This window comes from Mucilaginibacter dorajii, assembly GCF_024808255.1.
In the GTDB taxonomy this organism is placed as follows: domain Bacteria; phylum Bacteroidota; class Bacteroidia; order Sphingobacteriales; family Sphingobacteriaceae; genus Mucilaginibacter; species Mucilaginibacter dorajii.
In genome coordinates this window covers 1-20,606 of sequence record NZ_JANTYS010000013.1, presented here as the reverse complement: position 1 = coordinate 20,606, position 20,606 = coordinate 1, and the positions used below count along the sequence as shown (strand labels likewise).

At 40.7% G+C, this 20,606-nt stretch carries 24 protein-coding genes and 1 tRNA gene; 15 read left to right on the top strand and 10 right to left on the bottom strand.

The annotated features are described in order from the left end of the window. Window positions 1–184 precede the first annotated feature (184 nt). Both FHS10_RS17630 and FHS10_RS17625 read right to left on the bottom strand, forming a co-directional pair. A tRNA-Ala gene (locus tag FHS10_RS17630) sits at window positions 185–258 on the bottom strand. A gap of 54 nt (window positions 259–312) precedes the next feature. After that, a complete protein-coding gene (locus FHS10_RS17625) occupies window positions 313–849 on the bottom strand; it encodes a GNAT family N-acetyltransferase (protein ID WP_259092974.1) in 537 nt (178 codons plus the stop codon). 756 nt (window positions 850–1,605) lie between these two features. Between FHS10_RS17625 and FHS10_RS17620 the strand changes: the two genes are divergently transcribed. The 4 genes from FHS10_RS17620 (at window position 1,606) to FHS10_RS17605 (ending at window position 3,568) form a co-directional block, all read left to right on the top strand. Beyond that, complete coding sequence (locus tag FHS10_RS17620) at window positions 1,606–2,802, top strand: MFS transporter (protein WP_259092972.1); 1,197 nt, start codon at window positions 1,606–1,608, stop codon at window positions 2,800–2,802. A gap of 217 nt (window positions 2,803–3,019) precedes the next feature. Next, window positions 3,020–3,193, top strand: coding sequence for a hypothetical protein (locus tag FHS10_RS17615; RefSeq protein ID WP_259092971.1), 174 nt, complete (start codon window positions 3,020–3,022; stop codon window positions 3,191–3,193). A 36-nt stretch (window positions 3,194–3,229) separates the two neighbouring features. Further along, window positions 3,230–3,361: a hypothetical protein gene (locus FHS10_RS17610; RefSeq protein ID WP_259092969.1), complete on the top strand. Its 132-nt coding sequence runs from the start codon at window positions 3,230–3,232 to the stop codon at window positions 3,359–3,361. Window positions 3,362–3,400: 39 nt separating this feature from the next. After that, entirely contained in the window at window positions 3,401–3,568 is a 168-nt protein-coding gene (locus tag FHS10_RS17605; RefSeq protein ID WP_259092968.1) for a hypothetical protein, read from the top strand. Between the two features lie 78 nt (window positions 3,569–3,646). Here the strand turns inward: FHS10_RS17605 and lpxB are convergent, their stop codons facing one another. From lpxB to surE, 3 genes are read right to left on the bottom strand one after another with little or no spacing between them, the layout of a single operon-like run. Next, on the bottom strand, window positions 3,647–4,759 hold the full coding sequence (gene lpxB / locus FHS10_RS17600; RefSeq protein WP_259092966.1) for a lipid-A-disaccharide synthase: 1,113 nt from the start codon (window positions 4,757–4,759) through the stop codon (window positions 3,647–3,649). Further along, window positions 4,756–5,025, bottom strand: coding sequence for a hypothetical protein (locus FHS10_RS17595; protein ID WP_259092964.1), 270 nt, complete (start codon window positions 5,023–5,025; stop codon window positions 4,756–4,758). Before FHS10_RS17595 ends, lpxB begins: the two co-directional genes overlap by 4 nt. Window positions 5,026–5,047: 22 nt before the next feature. Beyond that, the gene (surE, locus tag FHS10_RS17590; RefSeq protein WP_259092963.1) at window positions 5,048–5,821 is read right to left on the bottom strand and encodes a 5'/3'-nucleotidase SurE; all 774 of its coding nucleotides are present in this window, start codon (window positions 5,819–5,821) and stop codon (window positions 5,048–5,050) included. 26 nt (window positions 5,822–5,847) lie between these two features. Between surE and FHS10_RS17585 the strand changes: the two genes are divergently transcribed. Next, the gene (locus tag FHS10_RS17585; protein ID WP_259092961.1) at window positions 5,848–6,405 is read left to right on the top strand and encodes a Uma2 family endonuclease; all 558 of its coding nucleotides are present in this window, start codon (window positions 5,848–5,850) and stop codon (window positions 6,403–6,405) included. 33 nt (window positions 6,406–6,438) lie between these two features. Here the strand turns inward: FHS10_RS17585 and FHS10_RS17580 are convergent, their stop codons facing one another. From FHS10_RS17580 to acs, 3 genes are all read right to left on the bottom strand, one after another. Further along, complete coding sequence (locus FHS10_RS17580) at window positions 6,439–6,624, bottom strand: CsbD family protein (RefSeq protein WP_259092959.1); 186 nt, start codon at window positions 6,622–6,624, stop codon at window positions 6,439–6,441. A gap of 174 nt (window positions 6,625–6,798) precedes the next feature. Next, a complete protein-coding gene (locus tag FHS10_RS17575; RefSeq protein ID WP_259092956.1) occupies window positions 6,799–7,350 on the bottom strand; it encodes a hypothetical protein in 552 nt (183 codons plus the stop codon). 133 nt (window positions 7,351–7,483) lie between these two features. Further along, the gene (gene acs / locus FHS10_RS17570; protein ID WP_259092953.1) at window positions 7,484–9,385 is read right to left on the bottom strand and encodes an acetate--CoA ligase; all 1,902 of its coding nucleotides are present in this window, start codon (window positions 9,383–9,385) and stop codon (window positions 7,484–7,486) included. 262 nt (window positions 9,386–9,647) lie between these two features. On the opposite strand from acs, the gene rpmB reads away from it, so the two are divergent. The 7 genes from rpmB to bshC all read left to right on the top strand — a co-directional run bounded on the left by rpmB (window position 9,648) and on the right by bshC (window position 15,285). Beyond that, the gene (rpmB, locus tag FHS10_RS17565; protein WP_090641306.1) at window positions 9,648–9,881 is read left to right on the top strand and encodes a 50S ribosomal protein L28; all 234 of its coding nucleotides are present in this window, start codon (window positions 9,648–9,650) and stop codon (window positions 9,879–9,881) included. 108 nt (window positions 9,882–9,989) lie between these two features. Further along, window positions 9,990–10,172, top strand: a complete 183-nt coding sequence (gene rpmG / locus FHS10_RS17560) for a 50S ribosomal protein L33 (protein WP_022830075.1) — start codon at window positions 9,990–9,992, stop codon at window positions 10,170–10,172. Between the two features lie 90 nt (window positions 10,173–10,262). Further along, on the top strand, window positions 10,263–10,427 hold the full coding sequence (locus FHS10_RS17555) for a DUF4295 domain-containing protein (protein WP_259092949.1): 165 nt from the start codon (window positions 10,263–10,265) through the stop codon (window positions 10,425–10,427). A gap of 201 nt (window positions 10,428–10,628) precedes the next feature. Then, window positions 10,629–11,591, top strand: coding sequence for a signal recognition particle-docking protein FtsY (ftsY, locus tag FHS10_RS17550; protein WP_259092948.1), 963 nt, complete (start codon window positions 10,629–10,631; stop codon window positions 11,589–11,591). Between the two features lie 82 nt (window positions 11,592–11,673). Then, window positions 11,674–12,048 carry a GxxExxY protein gene (locus FHS10_RS17545; RefSeq protein ID WP_259092946.1) on the top strand — a complete coding sequence of 125 codons (375 nt, stop codon included), beginning with the start codon at window positions 11,674–11,676 and terminating at the stop codon, window positions 12,046–12,048. A gap of 146 nt (window positions 12,049–12,194) precedes the next feature. Further along, window positions 12,195–13,532, top strand: coding sequence for a 30S ribosomal protein S12 methylthiotransferase RimO (gene rimO / locus FHS10_RS17540; protein WP_259092944.1), 1,338 nt, complete (start codon window positions 12,195–12,197; stop codon window positions 13,530–13,532). 133 nt (window positions 13,533–13,665) lie between these two features. Further along, window positions 13,666–15,285, top strand: a complete 1,620-nt coding sequence (bshC, locus tag FHS10_RS17535; protein WP_259092943.1) for a bacillithiol biosynthesis cysteine-adding enzyme BshC — start codon at window positions 13,666–13,668, stop codon at window positions 15,283–15,285. 345 nt (window positions 15,286–15,630) lie between these two features. Here the strand turns inward: bshC and FHS10_RS17530 are convergent, their stop codons facing one another. After that, window positions 15,631–17,718: a beta-galactosidase gene (locus tag FHS10_RS17530; protein WP_259092942.1), complete on the bottom strand. Its 2,088-nt coding sequence runs from the start codon at window positions 17,716–17,718 to the stop codon at window positions 15,631–15,633. A gap of 240 nt (window positions 17,719–17,958) precedes the next feature. Between FHS10_RS17530 and FHS10_RS17525 the strand changes: the two genes are divergently transcribed. Continuing rightward, window positions 17,959–18,117: a hypothetical protein gene (locus FHS10_RS17525; protein ID WP_259092939.1), complete on the top strand. Its 159-nt coding sequence runs from the start codon at window positions 17,959–17,961 to the stop codon at window positions 18,115–18,117. Here the strand turns inward: FHS10_RS17525 and FHS10_RS17520 are convergent. Further along, on the bottom strand, window positions 18,101–18,688 hold the full coding sequence (locus FHS10_RS17520; protein WP_259092938.1) for a Fic/DOC family protein: 588 nt from the start codon (window positions 18,686–18,688) through the stop codon (window positions 18,101–18,103). The genes FHS10_RS17525 and FHS10_RS17520 overlap by 17 nt on opposite strands. Before the next feature lie 73 nt (window positions 18,689–18,761). Between FHS10_RS17520 and FHS10_RS17515 the strand changes: the two genes are divergently transcribed. Beyond that, complete coding sequence (locus FHS10_RS17515; protein ID WP_259092935.1) at window positions 18,762–19,265, top strand: hypothetical protein; 504 nt, start codon at window positions 18,762–18,764, stop codon at window positions 19,263–19,265. A 48-nt stretch (window positions 19,266–19,313) separates the two neighbouring features. After that, window positions 19,314–20,267: an acetyl-CoA carboxylase carboxyltransferase subunit alpha gene (locus tag FHS10_RS17510; protein ID WP_259092933.1), complete on the top strand. Its 954-nt coding sequence runs from the start codon at window positions 19,314–19,316 to the stop codon at window positions 20,265–20,267. The last annotated feature ends 339 nt before the right edge of the window (window positions 20,268–20,606 follow it).

Below are 20,606 nucleotides of genomic sequence, written 5' to 3'. Positions count from 1 at the left end.
CGATAAAGAGATATGAAGCCATTGCTCAATATAGCTAAGGGAAAAAATCCGCCAATATTCCGAATAAATTCTCAGTTCATTATTCACATATGGTATTATTTAAATACCATATTTAACTGTTTTTTGTGTTAACTGAAATAAAAAAGGCATTTACGAGCTTCGTAAATGCCTTGATTATCAAGTGTGGAGAATATCGGAGTCGAACCGATGACCTCTTGCATGCCATGCAAGCGCTCTAGCCAGCTGAGCTAATCCCCCGTTGGGGTGGCAAATATATTACAATAACCCTAAAAATAAAATCCTATTTAATTTTTATTTTTCACCGGGCTGAAAATTGTTGTTTAATATCAGTTGCATGAATTTCAAATCGAGCCAATGGTTGAATTTGTACCCTACCTGTTTAAATGTGCCAACTTCGGTAAAGCCAAACTTTTGATGAAGCTTAATACTGGCTGTATTCCCGGCATCAATCCCCGCAATAATGGTATGCATCTGCTTTTGCATTACTGTTTCAATAAGTTTTTCCAATAACTTTTGGGCTATGCCGCGTTGCCGGTAGTCATGATGCACATATACCGAGTGCTCAATGGTATATTGATAGGCTGGCCAAACCCTGAATGGCCCATAGGTGGCAAAGCCAGCAACCACACCAGCAACTTCGGCAATAAAAACCGGGATGTTGCTACGGTTTTTATCTTCCAACCATGCTAAGCGCATTGCTAACGAGTGCGGCTCATAACTGTAAACTGAAGTGGTATTCAATATAGCGTGGTTATAAATATCCAGGATACCGCCGGCATCTGTTGGTGAAGCGAGGCGAATAATTAATGATGAATTTTCTTTTTCCATACTTTATAAAAACTATATCATAAATATAACAAGAAAAGACAGCGAGTAAGGACGTTGGTTTGAAGGATTATAGAACAATAAAGAAAATTTTTGAGGAAACGTTTACAAAATCTTTATTCCTTGCTCCAACAATCTTTGTTCTTAAAAACCCTATAAAACAAGTAAAGCCCCTGATGGGCAGGGGCCTTTACTAACCAATTATAAACCTAAATTATGAGAAGACTTTTTTATGTTGTGTTGCTCTTGCAATACGGTGTAAAAGTAACACTATGTTTTTATATTATTCTAATTTATTTTGTAATTTTTTTGTAACATTTATCGAAACAAGTCAATTACTCTGTTTGATTCTCAAAAATACAAATAAATCTTTATTAAAGTGACAATAAATTGAATTTTTAATTTTCATCCACATAAGTAACAAAATAAACATGAAAATATTGCGCAATAACTTAGTTTTTTATTTAAAAAATCGAATTTTATTGGTTTTAAATGAAAAAAGTTAAAAAAACAGAGAAAAATTCACCCGTCGTCAATAAAAATCCAAAACTAAATGCAAAAAAATGCATTTCAGACAAAAAACAGGCTCAAATAAACACCTTAACCAAATATCGATATCAATTATGCTGTTTTCATTAATATTTTAAAACTCATTAAGCATTAAGATATTGTTTGGCATATCAAAAAAATTACTTTGCAAAGGCATGATTTTGAGATTGCATCCTCATTTTTGCAACAATTTTTACACTGCCATCATCTATGACTGCTACTACATCGCCCAAAACACACCCGCATTTAACAAGCTTTACCTTATGGATCATGACCATTGCTACCGGTTTGGTGGTGGCCAACATCTATTATAACCAGCCTTTACTGGTCGATATTGCACACACTTTTAATATTACCGATAAAAAAGCGCAACAAGTATCCCTGTTTACTCAAATTGGTTATGCCACAGGGTTACTCTTCATTATACCACTTGCCGACATGCTTAAACGCAAACGGTTAATCTTGATTGACTTTGCATTAGTGATCGTATCCTTATTAAGCAGCGCGTTGGCGCCATCAGTTACGGTGTTAACCATAGCCGGCTTTTTAGTTGGCGTATCATCCGTAATCCCTCAATTACTGATCCCCATGGCTGCGCATTTGGCAAAACCGAATGAAAGGGGTAAAAAGATTGGCTTTGTAATGAGTGGTTTATTGATAGGCATACTACTCTCCCGTACATTAAGCGGTTTTGTGGGCGAACATTTTGGCTGGCGGGCCATGTATTACATAGCTACCGGCTTAATGTTGGCCATGTGGCTGATGATCTTTTTCTTTTTACCCGAAGTTGAACCCGACTATAAAGGCAATTATAAAAACCTTATGAAATCCCTGATCCACCTGGTTAAAACCCAGCCAAAATTACGGATGGCAGCCTTTAGGGGGGCTTTGTGCTTTGCAGGCTTTAGCGCTTTTTGGACAACATTGGTGTTCCTGCTAAAACAGCCGCAGTTTAATGAGGGCAGCGCCGTTGCCGGTGCATTTGGTTTGGTGGGAGCCTTTGGCGCGTTGGCCGCCGGCTTAATGGGCCGGCTGAGCGATAAAATGGATTCTTATAAACTATCGGGTTATACTTTACTGCTGGTGCTTATCTCCTTTGTTATCTTTTATTTTTCGAGCCATAGCATCATTGGGTTAGTAATTGGCGTAATTGTGCTGGATATGGGCGTACAGGCTACACATATCTCTAACCAGTCCATCATCTTCGCGTTGATCCCGGAAGCCCGCAACAGACTGAATACCGTATACATGGTGTCTTATTTTATAGGCGGTGCTTCGGGTACGTTTTTGGCCAGCCAGGTATGGAAAAGCTACCAGTGGACGGGCGTGTGCGCCATAGGTGCTGCATTGGCCATTATAGCACTGGCCGCGCACCTGCTTAACTACCAAAAAAACGTACGAAATTAAAGCAAGTGTTCGGTTATTGCATACTAACCGAACAGGTATTTTGTACCTGGTAGTGCTTTCGTGAAAAAAAATTGAAAAATATTTTCAAAATAAAAACCGCTTAAATACAGCCATTTACACCGTATTGTAAAAAATATCTGAGACTGTAATGGCTTTTTTGAGGTTATCCAAAATTTTTGGCACAGGATTGGGATAGTACTTATCAAACGTAGCTGTTATGGAAACGATAAAGAAAACGGTTAAGGAGGAAGAGAAAGAATGGGACAACCCGGTAGAACCAACAAAAACAACCGACCCACGAGACGAGGAGCAAATTCTGAGGCAATATAAAGAAGCAAAACGCCGCAAAGACAACCTTACCGAAAACCAGGAAACTAAAAAGAACGATTAAACTAAAGACATTTAAAACATACAAAAAACTAAAACTATGAAAACCGCAAAAAAATCAGCCACCAATAAGTTAGTAGATCGTTTTGATAACGAATTGAGAATTTTATTAATGAACGACCTAAAAGCTATTAAAGCTAAAAATACCCTGGCTTTACAAAATGCTGCTTAATTAAACTGAAAAACACTTACTCATAAAACATCCCTACCTATGAAAGCCACTAAAACAAATACCACTGCCATAAGTAAATTAGTTGCCCGCTTTGACGACGAGTTAATGGAAATTTTATTGGAAGATCTTAGAAACTTCAGAGCAAGAAACCAGTTCAGAAAAAATAACCAACAGGTAGCAGCACAGCAAACGCTTAAAGCTGCCTGATCATCATATATCTACATCTACCTATTAAATTACAACATCACACCTATGAAAACGATAGAGCCCTGCCAAAATAGGGCTCTATTTTTTTGATGCGTATTTGATGATCAAGGCAGCGGTTTTTGCAGATGCGCCGGGGTGGCCCATCCGCTGATCAAGCTCATCATAATTCCTGAGCATTGCGGCGCGATTTTGCCGATCATTTACAATAGCGTTCAATTCTCTCGCAATTTTCAATTCGTTACATTCTTCCTGGATCAGCTCAGTAACGATACCCCTATCCACAATAAGGTTCACCAGCGATATAAATTTGATTTTTACCAGCATCCTGGCTATCGCGATGGTCAAGGCATTCCCTTTGTAAACCACTACCTGCGGTACGTTGAAAAGCGCGGTCTCTAATGTAGCAGTTCCCGAAGCTACGATAGCGGCATAGGCGTTAGTGAGCAGATCATAGGTGGCATTAAATATTACCGGGATGTTTTTATCTTTTAAAAACTGGTCGTAAAATTCGGGTTTAAAGGATGGCGCGCCGGCAATTACAAACTGGAAATCTTTAAATTGATCTGCCACGGCAAGCATATCTGGCAACAGGTAGGTAATTTCCTGCTTGCGGCTGCCCGGCAACAGGGCTATGATCTTTTTATCGGTTAATTGATTTTTCTGCAAAAAATCCGGCTCGGGTTCAAACGCGGTTATAGCATCCAGCAGTGGATTGCCTACATAATCAACTTCCATACCCCATGATCTGTAAAACTCCACCTCAAATGGCAGTATACAGAACAGATGGTCAACAATTCTTTTGATCTTTAAAACCCGCTTCTGATTCCAGGCCCATACTTTAGGCGAAATGTAATAGTACACGGGCAAACCTGCAGATTTGGTATACTCCGCTATTTTTAAGTTAAAGCCCGGAAAATCAATCAGTACTAAAACATCCGGTTTATAAGCGGCAATATCCTGTTTACAAGTCTTCATGTTTTTAAGGATGGTGTTCAGGTTTACTACCACCTCTACAAAACCCATAAAAGCCATATCGGCGTAATGCTTTACCAATGTACCGCCTTCGGCCTGCATCAGGTCGCCACCAAAAAAACGAAATTCGGCATTGGCGTCAAGTGCTTTAAGGGCTTTCATCAAATTAGCTCCATGCAAATCGCCCGAAGCTTCGCCGGCTACCAGGTAATATTTCATTTAATGGGTTGTAATTTAAGTAAAAACACGGCAGCCATAAATACAAAAGTAACCAGGATAAAGCCGGTGCCGGTTTTATCCAAGTCTTGTTTATAAAGATACCTGATGATAAATAAATTGAACACTATAGCCACCATGTACGGCACGCCCGGCTTATTGAAAATTAAAAAATTGCCTTTAAGCAAGTATAAAAAAATGAACAGGCTAATGCCCGGCAGCATTACCCCCCCTATTACCCCTGCTATGATGCTATTATTTTTAAGCATGTATGTTGATTAGTAGAGCAATTTATACATTAAATGTCCAATTATTTAAAAGCGGAATGGCATGATGCGCCGTCATATCAAACTGAACCGGCACCACCGATACATAGTTATGCTCTAAAGCCCAAACATCGGTATCCTCGCCCCCATCATTTAACTGAAACACACCGGTAAGCCAGTAATACGGGCGCTTATGCGGATCAACCCTTTCATCGAATTCCTCGGCCCATTTGGCATTTGCCTGGCGGCAGATCTTGATGCCTTTAATGTTATCACTATTAGGGAAGTTAACATTGAGCAATGTGTTTACCGGTAAGCCATTAGCCAATACCTGCAAGGCCAGTTCCTTAACATATTTTACACAATGACTAAAATTAGCATCCAGGTTATAATCATCTAAAGAAAACCCTATCGACGGGATACTTTCAATAGCCCCCTCAACGGCTGCCGACATGGTACCGGAATACAGTACATTGATAGAATTATTTAAACCATGATTAATGCCCGATACGCACAGATCGGGCTTTTGGCCTTTAAATACTTTATTAACAGCCAGCTTTACACAATCAACCGGGGTGCCCGAGCAGCGGTATATTTCGATGCCCTCGTACAGATCAACCTTATCTAAACGCAAGGGTTTGCCAATGGTGATGGCATGCCCCATGCCCGATTGCGGGCTATCCGGCGCCACTACCACTACCCGGCCAATAGCGGCCATGGCTTCTATCAAAACTTTAATCCCGGGGGCAGTTATACCATCGTCATTAACAACAAGAATATTGGGTTTCGCTGTTTTCATTGGGCGAAATTAGTTATATTTGATTTATGCTTACCGCTGATAAGAAAAAGAAATACACCGTTGATGATTATTTGCTGCTGGAAGAAGGTGCACCTTTTCAGTTAATTAACTATGATTTAATTATGTCGCCCTCTCCTCTTCCAATTCATCAACAAGTAGTTTATAATCTTTCGGAAATTATCGTTTTATACACTATACAACAAGGACGTAAAGGACAATGGCTTTACTCACCAATGGATGTAAAATTCGATGAAGGAAATGTATTACAACCAGATATTCTTTATATCACAGAAGAACGAAAAGCCGATCTGATAAAAAACAGAATTGAAGGAGCACCGGATTTAATTATCGAAATACTTTCGCCATCAAACGCCTATTATGATCTTAGGCAAAAGAAAGACATTTATGAAAAATACGGCGTTAAGGAGTACATTATCATTGATCCTATTCAGCAAAATGCCGACTTGTACCTCTTAAAAGATGGCGCTTATTATCTACACCAGAAAGCCCAAACCGGAGAGGTGCTTACCTCATTGTTATTGCCGGGATTTGAGCTTGAAGTAGTAAAATTATTTATTCAATAAAAAAGCCCCGTTCCCGGAGCCTTCTTCTTAATTTTATAAACTATTTATCCACTTCACCAGTTCATCGCGAGATTTGCCGGTTTTTTGCTGAAGCTTTCCTAAAGTTTCATCGTCTTTACCTTCTTCGTGTATCAGATCATCGTCGGTAAGGTCGCCGTAGGCTTGTTTGATCTTTCCCTTCAGTTCGTTCCAGCCGCCTTTTAATTCTAATTTGTCCATGATGTTTTTTTATTTAGATGTACAGAGAGAACATCGGGGAAACGATATAGTTTGAGGAAATAGAATCAAGAGGCAAGAATCAGGATTCAAGAAAGCGCAAAAAATGTGCGTTTAAATAGTCGCCAATCGACAGAGAAGGTCTTAATTCTTGACTCTTGACTCCAAACTCTCCACCTATTCCGACTCAAACTGCTTCAGTACTTTGCGCTTCATGTCGGTAGATGTCCAGATCTCAATTTTATAATGATCGGGACCTTCATCTTCCTGGGTGTTGATATTCTTGAGATCGTAGGAATAAATGCGGATCCGGTATCGCCCGGGTGTTACAATTGCTTTTAGTTCGATCTTAAAATCGGGATGGTTAAGGATCATCATAATGCCCGAGCTGAGTTTTAAACCTCCCTCAACCACATGGTCATATATTTTAAAATCCTTTTCCCTGCTTGGCGCATCAAGTACATCCAGTTCAGCCTTTATATGACCAAAGCTTTCTGTACTAATCCCCACAATGTCGTCGGCTATAGCCAACCTGTCGTTATAAGCGCGGTATGACCAAAAACTGGTATCACCCGTTTCGGCCGCAAAAGCCGAATCGCACAAATAAAACTGGTTCTCTGAAGTAAAAAAATCAAGCTTATACCTTGCAGAAGGAGCGAAGTTTTGGGGAAATGAAAAATTGACAAAGGACAAAAGACAAAGGATGCAGGGAATAAAGATAAAAGCCATGAATTTAATCCATGTTAACTTTTTATACTTCGTTTCCCGCATCCCGTATCATATTAGTTGCAATTCGATAATCTTATTTCTTTCATCCCTATGTCCTTGCTCCTTTGTCCAAAAATCCGCAAGTCCAAAAGTCTTACAAAGCCCCTGCTTTTATCTCTTCAACAATAGCAGGGTCAAGCAATGTTGATGTATCGCCTAAATTGGCAGTATCGCCTTCGGCTATTTTACGCAGGATGCGGCGCATGATCTTGCCCGACCGTGTTTTGGGCAGACCTGTTACAAACTGAATTTTATCGGGTTTGGCAATAGCGCCAATAATGCGCGATACCGTCATGATGATATCTTTGCGGGTGATCTCTTCATCGCCATGTTTATCGGGACTTACCACGTAGGCGTAAACACCTTGCCCTTTAATATCATGCGGGTAACCAACCACAGCCGATTCAACCACACTGCTGTGCATATTAATAGCGTTCTCTACCTCCGCAGTACCAATACGGTGACCGGACACATTTAACACATCATCAACACGACCGGTAATGCGGTAATAGCCATCCTCATCGCGTAAACAACCGTCACCTGTAAAATACATATTTTCATAAGTGGCAAAATACGTGGTACGGCAACGCTCATGATCGCCATAAGTGGTACGCAGCATACCCGGCCATGGGAATTTGATGCACAGGTTACCGCTTACACCGTTACCTTCAATCACTTTACCATTTTCATCAACCAACACCGGCTGTACACCGGGTAATGGCAGAGTGGCGTAACCAGGTTTTGTTGGGGTAACATTACAGATAGGCGATATCATTAAACCGCCATTTTCTGTTTGCCACCAGGTATCGGCAATAGGGCATTTACCATGGCCTATTTTTTCATCGTACCAATGCCAGGCTTCCTCGTTAATAGGCTCGCCTACCGATCCTAATTTGGTTAATGAACTTAGGTCTTTTCCCTTTAAAGGTTCTAAGCCAAAGCTCATTAATGAGCGTATAGCTGTTGGCGCGGTGTATAATATATTTACCTTAAACTTATCTACAATATCCCAAAATCTGCCGGCATCCGGATAGGTAGGTACGCCTTCAAACATCAGTGTAGTTGCCCCTTGCGATAGCGGACCATATACAATATAAGAGTGACCGGTGATCCAGCCGATATCGGCAGTACAGAAATAAACCTCGCCCGGGTTATATTGAAATACGTTGGCAAAAGTATAGCCTGTATAAACCATGTAGCCACCCGTGGTATGCACTACCCCTTTAGGTTTACCTGTTGAGCCCGATGTGTAAAGAATAAATAACATATCCTCGGCATCCATCTCTTCGGCCGGGCAATCGGGATTACCTTGTGTCTCTACCTTTTTAACTTCATCTTCCCACCAAACATCACGACCTTTGATCATAGATACCGGCGTGCGGCTGCGGGTTAACACAATTACTTTTTTAACCGATTTGCACTGAACCAGGGCATCATCAATAGTGGCTTTAAGCGGGATGGCTTTGTTAGCACGGAAACCACCATCGGCAGTAATTACAATATTACACTCGGCATCATTGATCCTATCGGCAATGGATTGCGCCGAAAAACCTCCAAAAACTACCGAGTGGATAGCTCCAATACGGGCACACGCCAAAACAGCGATAGCCAGCTCAGGGATCATGGGCATGTAAATACAAATACGGTCGCCTTTTTTTGCACCATTGTTTTTAAGCACATTGGCAAACTGGCAAACCTTATCATGCAGTTGTTTATAGGTTAATATGCGGTGATCTTCCTGCGGATCGTTTGGTTCCCAGATAATGGCGGGCTTATCGCCCATGGTAGCCAGGTGACGGTCGAGGCAGTTTTCGGTAATGTTGAGTTTAGCACCCTGGAACCATTTGATCTTTGGATCTTTAAAGTTCCAGTCAAGTACCTTATCCCACTTTTTTTTCCATAAAAAGTTTTCGGCTATGCCTGCCCAAAACTCTTCCGGCTGTTCAACGCTTTGTTTATATACGCTTTTGTATTCGTCAAATGATGTGATCTTCATAGTGTTTATATGGTGGGCCTAATTTAATAATTATGTATGAAGTAGAAGTTAAAAATTAAACCTTTTTAAAATAATTTAAAAAGTGCCTGAATTTAGCCGTTAAAGGCATTGAGACAAAGCACAATACTCTCATTTTTGGTACCAAATGAGGCTTTTGGAAATATTTTCACAATTTTTGAAAACCCCCTTGAATATTTGATTTAAAAGTCTGATATTTGCAAACTCTTTTTGAATAAAGGGTTGATAATTAAAAATATTTGTCATGTCAAGAATTTGTGATCTAACAGGAAAAGCATCTATAGTTGGTAACAACGTTTCTAACTCAAACGTTAAAACTAAACGTAGATTTCATCCTAACTTAAAACTTAAAAAGTTTTATATACCTGAAGAGGATAAATGGATTACCTTAAAGGTATCTACATCAGCTGTAAAAACCATCACTAAAAATGGTATTACTGCCTGTATCAATAAATTTGTAAAAAAAGGATACATTTAGTAGTTGCGCGTTTACGGTTTTACTTGCTATGTAAAACTCAAAGCGTACAGTTAATAAATTGAAAAATTGCGTAAGCCGTGATGGTGATACGTACAACATAAAAAGAAAATGGCAAAAAAAGGCAACAGGGTTCAGGTTATTTTAGAGTGTACTGAACACAAAACAAGCGGTATGCCAGGCATGTCTCGCTATATTACCACCAAGAACAAAAAAAATACAACTGAAAGATTAGAGTTGAAAAAATTCAACCCTGTTTTAAGGAAAGTAACTGTTCATAAAGAGATTAAATAATTAGTGAATTATGTTGATTGGTTTGCGTTAAGCATTCAATAAAAATCAACTCACTAATTCAATGATTCACTAATTCAATAATTAAAAGAAATGGCAAAGAAAGTAGTTGCAACACTGAAAGTAGCAGGTAAAGGCAAAGAATATTCAAAAGTTATCACCATGAATAAGTCACCAAAAACTGGTGCTTATTCATTCAGAACCCAAATTGTCCCTAACGATTCTGTTAAGGATGCTATTGCGGGCAAAACTATATAATAACTTTTGACCAAAATATTGAAGCCGTCTTGTTTTAACGAGAGGGCTTTTTTTGTTGGTAGAGTAGCTACAGATGTGCAGATTTCAGATATGCAGATGTGCAAATGAGAAAAAACGCATCACTTATTACAGCATAGTGATTATCTGCACATCTGAAATCTGCACATTTGCACATCAATAGTAATTTGCACATCAAAAAACATGGGATTATTTGATTTTTTTAAGAAAAAGGAAAATACACAGCAAGAGCAGCAAGCCCTTGATACCGGTTTGGAGAAAACCAAGGATAGCTTTTTTTCAAAGATCACCAAAGCGGTAGCAGGCAAATCAACTGTTGATGATGATGTACTGGATGACCTGGAAGAGATCCTGGTAACATCAGATGTGGGCGTAAAAACCACCCTCAAAATCATCGAGCGCATACAGGAACGCGTGGCCCGCGATAAATACGTTGGCACAAGTGAACTGAATACGCTGCTTAAAGATGAGATCCAGAAACTGCTGGCCGAAAATAACAGCAACGATTTCCGCAATTTTGAGTACGGCGATCACAAGCCTTATGTAATTATGGTAGTTGGTGTTAATGGTGTTGGCAAAACCACAACCATTGGCAAACTGGCGCATAAGCTAAAGCAAGCCGGTAACCAGGTAGTATTAGGCGCTGCCGATACCTTCCGCGCCGCGGCTGTTGACCAGATTAAATTATGGGGCGAGCGGGTTGGTGTTAAAGTGGTAGCACAGGCTATGGGTTCAGACCCGGCTTCGGTTGCTTATGATACCCTGCGTTCGGCTGTTTCAAATGGCGATGATGTGGCTATCATTGACACTGCTGGCAGGTTACATAATAAAGTTGGTTTGATGAACGAGCTTACCAAAATCAAAAACGTGATGCAAAAAGTAATTCCCGGCGCACCGCATGAGATCTTGCTGGTACTGGATGCATCAACCGGGCAAAACGCCATTGAGCAATGCAAACAATTTACCGAAGCCACCAACGTAAACGCCCTGGCCCTAACCAAGCTTGATGGTACTGCAAAAGGTGGTGTTGTAATAGGCATTTCAGATCAATTTAAAATTCCCGTAAAATATATAGGTGTGGGTGAAGGTGTAGATCATTTGCAATTGTTTGACAGGCAGGCTTTCGTTAATAGTCTTTTTAGTTAGGGGATTACACCGATTTTAAGGGTGATTTCACCGATTTTTAAAAGAAATGATGAATAGTGATTTTTTCTTTACGCTGTAGAAGATGTCAAATTTTGAACATGATGCTCTTACCGAAAAGATTATCGGTTGCTGTTATGAGGTACATCGTTTATTGGGACCGGGGTTCAATGAAAAAATATACGCTAAGGCACTTCAGTATCAATTAACGCTGGAGAAACTAAGTTTTGAATTTGAAAAAGAGTTCAACGTTGTTTTCAAAGATCAATATGTCGGAAAATTCAGATGTGATCTTTTCGTTGAAAATACAGTAATTGTTGAATTAAAATCTGTGACTGGATACATGCCTGTCCTATTTAAAAGTCAGGTTCTTTCCTATTTAAAGGCAAGCAAAGTAAAAACCGGTTTGCTCATAAATTTTGGCAATCCCAGTTGCGAAATAAAACGAATATCAGTTTAACTAACAAAAAAAATCGGTGAAATCACCCTTAAAATCAGTGTAATCCCCAAACAAAAAAATCGGTGAAATCACTCTTGAAAATCAGTGTAATCCCCTCAATAAAAGATCGGTGAAATCACTCCCAAATCAGTGTAATCCCCAAAAAAATGAAGACAAAAGAAATCTCCCGGCCAGTAGCTAAACCTGTTAAACCCCGTGTTAACGTGGTTACCTTAGGCTGTTCAAAAAATATATACGATTCTGAGATCCTGATGGGTCAGCTTAAGGGCAATCAGTTTGATGTTGTACATGAGGCCGAAAAAGTAGGTAAAAACGATATCATCGTGATTAATACCTGTGGCTTTATTGACAATGCCAAGCAGGAATCTATTGATACCATACTCCAATACAGCGAACTTAAAGAGCAGGGCAAAGTTGGTAAAGTGATTGTTACCGGCTGCCTAAGCGAGCGCTATAAGCCCGAACTGGAAGCCGAGATCACCAATGTGGATGCCTACTTTGGCACCAACGATCTGCAAAACTTATTAGCTTCCGTAGGTGCAAATTACAAACACGAACTGATTGGCGAGCGTTTATTGACTACTCCTTCGCATTTTGCGTATTTTAAAATTGCCGAAGGCTGTAACCGTCCGTGTTCTTTTTGCGCCATTCCGTTGATGCGCGGCAAGCACCTGAGTACCCCGATTGACCAATTGGTTAAGGATGCCCAAAACCTGGTTAAAAACGGCACCAAAGAACTTATTTTGATAGCGCAGGACCTTACCTATTACGGACTGGACCTGTACGGTAAACGTAACCTTGACGAGTTACTTCGTCGCTTGAGCGATGTGAACGGTGTTGAATGGATCCGCCTGCAATATGCTTATCCATCTGGTTTCCCTATGGAAATTTTGGATGTGATGAACGAGCGTGATAACATTTGCAAATACATGGATATGCCATTGCAGCACATCAGCGATGACATGCTAAAATCTATGCGTCGTGGTATCACCAAACAAAAAACCATCGACGTAGTAAACCAGATCCGGGATAAAGTACCGGGCATTGCCATGCGTACCACTCTGATCACAGGTTACCCTGGCGAAACTCAACGGGATTTTGAAGAAATGGCGCAATGGGTTGAGGATACCAAATTTGATCGCCTGGGCTGTTTTACCTACTCGCACGAAGAAAAAACACATGCGCACTCATTAGTAGATGATGTACCTGAAGAAGTAAAACAGGAACGCGCGGATGCTATTATGGAAATTCAGCAGGGTATTTCTTTCGATAAAAACCAGGAAAAAATTAGCCATACATTTAAAGTATTGGTTGATAAAAAAGATGGCGATTACTTTGTTGGTCGTACAGAATTTGATTCGCCAGAGGTTGATAACGAAGTTTTAATTGACGCCAGCATTGATTACGCCACCATTGGCAGCTTTGTTAACGTAAAGATAGACAGCGCCGAAGACTTTGACCTTTATGGACAAATTGTAAAATAATACTAATTTGCGGTTTCCGATGATCGGTATGAGATTAAAAATCTAATTTCGAAATCAATATTTAGTATTTAGCTGATGTTCAATAACCGATTTGCATAAATCCGAAATTGAACATCCGAAATCGCAAATCAAAATGGAAGCCTCCTGCATAAGTTATAAAGAAACCGGATTTTTTTCACCTACTGTTATTGATTATCTCGAAAACCGGGCCGATCTTAAACCGTTTTATGGTCACCGCCCGGATATGAAGGGCTTTGCCGATTTGTTAAAAACAAAAAAGGTAGTCGCCAATCGTGAGATACTGTACCGTGTTTTAACCAAACAATACGCGCATAACGAGCAGGATAGCAATTCAGAATTTAAAATCTTAAATTCAAAATTGGTTGCAGATAATATCGATCTGCTAAAGCTTGATAATACTTATACCATTACCACAGGTCACCAGCTTAATATATTTGCCGGGCCATTATATTTCCTTTATAAAATTGCCACGGCAATTAAACTGGCGCAGCAATTAAAAGCAGCCCTTCCCGATAAAAATTTTGTGCCTGTTTACTGGATGGCCAGCGAGGATCATGACTTTGCCGAGATTAACTACACCAACATTGGTGGCAAAAAAGTGCATTGGTGGTACGAGGCTTCGGGCGCTACCGGGCGTATCAACCCCGATACCATGCGCCAGGCACTTAACCAGTACAAAGGCGTTTTAGGGATGGAAGGCCATGCTGGGGAAGTCGCCAATATTGTAGAGACTGCCTATACCAAATTTGACAAACTGGCCGATGCTACCCGCTACCTGGTTAACGCCCTGTTTGGCGAATACGGCCTGGTGATCATTGATGCCGACCATCATGAATTTAAGCAGCAGTTTGCGCCTATTATGGCCCAGGATATCATCAACCAAAACAGCTATAAAAATATTACGGCCACTAACGAGCAATTGCAAAAGTTAGGGGTACATATCCAGGTTAATCCGCGTGAGATCAACTTTTTTTACCTGAAGGATAACCTGCGTGAACGGGTTGTTTTTGAACAGGATAGCTACCAGGTTATGAATACCGAGATCAGGTTTACCGAAACTGAACTAAGAGAAGAAATAACTAAATACCCCGAGCGTTTTAGCCCCAACGTGGTGATGCGCCCGCTATACCAGGAATGCATTTTACCAAACATAGCCTACATTGGCGGTGGCGCCGAAGTGGTGTACTGGTTGGAGCTAAAATCCAATTTCGATTTTTATAAGGTTGATTTTCCCATCCTCATTTTACGAAACTCGGCCCTGATCGTTAAAAAAGAACAAGCGGCAAAAGTTAAGCATATGGACTTGAGTGCAGCCGACCTGTTTAAAGCAACCGACGAACTTAAAACCTGCTGGATTAAAAAACACAGCAACCATAATTTAACGCTTGAAGAAGAATGGCGGGAAATGAGCGCGCTGTTTGAAAAAATAAAACTCCGGAGCTATAAAATAGATCCTACCCTATCTCCATCAGCGTCGGCGGTGCAAGCCAGGTTAAAACACGCCGTTGATAACCTGGAAAAGAAACTCATTAAAGCCGAAAAACGTAATTACGCGGTACGCTTGGAGCAGTTATCTATTATTAAAGCCGAGCTTTTCCCTAAGGACAGCCTGCAGGAACGTACCGAAAACTTCGGTTTAATGTATGTAAAATGGGGACAATCGTTCATTGATGAATTGGTGAAGCATTTTGAACCTTTGGATTTTGAATTTACGGTGCTAACCGAAAAATAAACTAAAAAAATTACAAGATAAATGAAGTCGTGATTGCTTCATAGTTTCGCCCACTCTTGACAAATATAAAATTATGTCATTGCGAGTGATAAAATTTCGCGAAATTCTGAAGGTAGAATGACAATATAAAGCTATGTCATTGCGAGGCACGAAGCAATCGCGAACTGTGCAGATCCGCCCTGTAGAGCATGCGATTGCTTCGTGCCTCGCAATGACATGGTGGACTTGTCATGGGTAGCGCAGCGTGGCAATCTCGTCGCCCTACAGAGCGAATAAGCAAAGCGACGAGATTGGTTCGTTCCTACCCATGACAAGTGGTGTTTTTCGTTTTGCCATTTGAAGTTATCAATTCACTTCGATGATCTTCATACCCCATGGCTCTAACTGCAAGGCGGCGTTCTTGCTTACACTATTGCCCGATAATAATTCCTTGCCATTACCATAAGGATACGTAAAACTCGCTTCTTTCGCCGAATAATTAAAATAGTAATGAATCGTTTTGCCTGCCTGGTTCACACCAAACTTGGTGATCAAAGGAAACATCAATTGCTGATCGGAACCCCACAGGCCAGCCTTTTTAACGGCGTCTGCCAATATCTTGTCGGTTACCGCATCGGTAGTGAGGCAGCCAATGTAGGTAGCCAAACCTTTGCCGTAGCTATTCTCGGTAATAGCCGCGTACTTACCCCAAACCGGGTGATCATAATAAGCCAACACCTTGGCCGTAGTTGGGGTAATCAATTCCATCCAGGTATTTGCTTTTTTGTCTTCGGGTTTTAAATCAAAAGCATCACCTTTTAAGCTCACATTTTCGGGTGAGGTAAACTGGTTGTAATAAATCCCACAGGCCTCATCAATAATCCCCGGCTGGCGGGTACTGCGTACCTTTACATTTTCATCGGCAAAACCACTTTTTATCGTATAAATGATATGACCGCCATTTTTCACATACCGGTTTAAGCGTTGCAGCAAACTATCGGGCGCGGCGTATAAAAGTGGCACTACCAAAAGTTTATAATCTTCAATGTTCTTACTGGAAGGATCAACAAAATCGCAGCCTACATTCATGTGGTAAAGGCCATCATATAGTTGGCGCAGTACATCATTGTAACCTGTACGTACGCCCCAGCCAAAACCGAAGGCTTTGAACCCGGTAAGGGCTTCATTGCTAAACAATATGGCCACATCGTTTTTCTTTTTAAGGTTGATGAGTTTCGGACTCAGTCTGTCAAAATCTCTACCTATGGTTTTGGCTTCATCATAAACCGGGTTAGGTTCAAAATCATGACTTAACAAGCCTTTCCAATAAGTTTCAAACGAATTATGAATAGAATGCCATGGCCAATACCCTACCCCATTAGCACCCGATGCCAGGTGACTAAAAGCCTGCAACCTCAACTGCCCCGGATAAGGCACCCATTGCGGAAAGCCCTGTGCTTCGGTTTCAATCACCAGGTAATTTTTCCCGGCTTTCATTGACCGGGTAACATCACCACCAAAAGAGATCTCGGCACCGGTTAAATGATCCTGGCTTGGGTGATAAATATCAATGCCGGCAATATCCATCGCTTTAGATGCTGCAAAATGATCAACATCGGGCTGAATACCGAAAGAGTAACCATGCCATTCCAGGTCAAAGTTTTGGGTAATGAATTGATCGGGGCGTTTATATTCGCGCACAATCCCCGCCTGCCAAGCCAGGTATTGGGTAACCAGCAACCGCTGAAACTTGGCAAACTCCGACGATAAACTGGCATTGATGGTGCTACCGGTTACAGCCGGGAAATCTTCCCAGGTATTAATGCGGTTACTCCAGTAATTTAGTCCGTAAATGGCGTTCAGGTTATCGAGCGTTTTATATTTATCCTGCATGTATTTTACAAACAGCGCCTGCACATTGGGGCCGGATGTACCGTAAGATTTTGTTTCGTTATCCACCTGGTAACCAATCACAGCCGGATTATCCTTCACATGTTCCATGATTTTGCGGATCACCCGCTCGGCATACATCCTGAAATCGGTGTTGGTAATATCCATATTTTGCCTTGGCCCGTATTGGTTTTGGCCCGATGATGTAATGGCCAATATTTCGGGATGTTTGCGAGCCATCCAGGTGGGGATGGCATAAGTTGGCGTACCTACAATAACTTTGATACCACCTTTTTGCATGGCGGCCAAAACACGGTCGATATGCGTAAAATCAAAAACGCCATCCTGGGGTTCCACCGTTCCCCAGGTAGATTCGGCTATGCGCACTACATTAATGCCTGCCGCTTTCATCATTTGTACATCCTTATCCAATCGCTCATAAGGCATGTACTCATCATAATAAGCTACCCCGTAAAGCAGTTTATCCATTTTAGGATATTGGGCAAAAGCACTTGCAGCAAAAAGCAATTGCAGGATCAAGACCGACAGGTATTTTTTGTTCATAAAAGGTGGTATTGGTTTACAAAAATGAAGGTACAAATTAATTGTACATTTAACACACAATAATTAAAAGCAGAAAAGCTGCAATACTTACAAAATCCAGTACTATAGTTAGTATAATTAATATACTTACCCAAAAAAGAGTGCTTTCAAGTTTTAGTCGGAGTTTGGTTGAATTGACAACACGGACATTGGAGTGCTTTAGCCATTGTTTTAAAATGAGAAATTTTGTAACTTTAACTAATGAAATCAAAAGCTAATAAAAAAACTGTTAAGCAGAATACTTTGAGAGAAGATATTTTAAAATCAATGGTTGCTTCTTTTAAAATCGAAGGTATACATATTTCAGACCAAAAGGCCTCTGCGGCTTTAAAGCGGGTAGAACTTAGCCTGGGAAAATAAATCTTATCAGTTCTTCCATTTTATCATATTTTTTTTCTGCCGATTGCTGCACAGCGGAAACATAAAACTCAAATTCCTTTTCGCCAATTTTTTCAAATTGAAGCCGCTTATAACCTTGCTTTTGCATCATTAAATTTGCCAGTATACGTGCCGTACGCCCATTGCCTTCGCGAAATGGATGAATGAACAACAGTTCTCCATGAACAATCGCCACATCTCTGATAAGCTCAGTCTCATTTTTGTATATATTTGGCAAATTCAAAAGGACCTCTTGCTCAAAAGTATTCATTGTAGGAGGTAAGAACCGTGCAGCTGCAAATGGAAATCCTCCTTTTGACAAATTAACATCTCTGTATTTTCCTGCAAATGAATACAAATGAGAAAGTGCCATTTTATGAATTTTAAGAATGTAATTCAAATTAAACCTTGTCCGCTTAGTAAGTGATTCCGCAAGCATAATTTCTGCTTTCAAAAAACCATCAAATTCTGAATCAATAATTTCATCATAGGATTTCAAGTCCAATATATTAGGTAAGATCTCACTTTGATCATCGGGTGTATTGTATTTCATAGCACTTAAACTTATGAACAATATAAATTAATATGGCTTAATTGTTGCGGATTTTTTATAAACTGCATCATCTATGCTAAAAACAATACCCCTACTTATACTCACACTGCTGTGTTATGTCGGAGCAAACGCCCAGGCTATTGACAGCACCCAAAAAAAATCGACAGTAAAAACACTAACAGATGTGCAATACATCGCGCTTTTAAAGGGCGAGGATATTTTTGGCAACCAGGCCCTGGTTGCTCAACTTAATCATTACCCCATGCCGGATACGGCCATTAAGTTTAAAAAGGAAGCGGACCTGAGCCCGATACAACTGTCAAAAATTATGGCAATCGCTAAAGAATTACACCGAAAACGTGTTGAAATGGGCGAATTTATCATCACCAACGAGCGCGCTTTAGATAACTCATTAAAAAAAGGCACTGATGAAGGTACCATTATTTTTTACGGCAATCGCTCGGGGTTATACTATGGCGAACTCCGGAATGCCATTTTAGTGGCCTGTTATAATACCTGGAAACTGTTGGCACCGGCACAAATTAAAAAGCTGGAAACATTGCAAAATCATAATTGATAAATTTGCCGTTGGATTTGTTTAATTTAGCAGCCCCAAATAAAGTGTATGAAAATAACTTTTGATTTTGAAAAGCCGCTTGCCGAGCTGATACAGCAGATTGAAAAGGTAAGACAGGTTGAAGATAAAAATAAACTGGACATGTCGGCAACGGTTGCAGAACTGGAAGCCAAATTAGAAAGCGCCAAGAAAGAAATATACGGCAACCTTACCGGTTGGCAAAAAGTACAAATCTCCCGTCACCCCGAAAGACCTTATACCCTGCAATATATTGAGTTAATGTGCGATGATTTTATTGAATTGCACGGCGACCGTACCGTTGGTGATGACAAAGCCATCATAGGTGGTTTCGGCACGCTTAACGGGCAAACAGTAATGTTTATCGGTCAGCAAAAAGGCCGTAACACCAAGGAGCGTCAATACCGCAATTTTGGCATGGCTAATCCCGAAGGATACCGCAAAGCATTAAGGCTGATGAAAATGGCCGAGAAATTTAACAAACCAGTTGTTACATTAATTGACACTCCTGGCGCGTTCCCTGGTTTAGAAGCCGAAGAACGCGGACAAGGTGAGGCCATTGCCCGCAACCTGTTAGAAATGTCGGTACTAAAAGTGCCTATCATTTGCGTAATCATTGGCGAAGGCGCATCTGGCGGGGCATTGGGTATTGGCATTGGCGATAGGGTATTAATGCTGGATAACTCCTGGTATTCTGTAATATCGCCAGAAAACTGCTCAACCATCCTTTGGAAAACCTGGGAAAATAAAGAACGCGCTGCCGAAGTATTGAAATTGACATCTACCGAGATGCTAAAAAACAAACTGATTGACGGCGTGATCAAAGAACCCCTTGGCGGTGCCCACCAGGATCCAGTAGCCATGGCTGCAACACTCAAAAAACAACTATTAAAAGATCTGAAAATCCTTAAAGAAAAAGAGGTTACCGAACTGGTTAACGAGCGCATCGAAAAATTCTGTTCGATGGGAGTTGTTAACGAGTAATTTGGACTTGGGACTATCGGACTTTGAGACTATCGGATTTTAAAATCATAAAACAAGAAAAGCGGCAATTGCCGCTTTTCTTGTTTTATGCTAAATTGTCATTGCGAGCGTAGCGCGGCAATCTCGTAGCACAGCAGGGCGAATATACAGGGCGACGGGATTGCTTCGTTCCTACCCATGACGTTTTGTAAGAAACGTTTGTCATCCTGAGTAGGTTTTATTTGCGCACAAATAATCGCATTGCAAATGACACGAATAGTTATGAGTTTTGCTTTATAAAAGCAACTTATGGCAGTGTAGCAGTTTAGCTCCTGGTGTTAATTACCCGCCCCTGAGTTT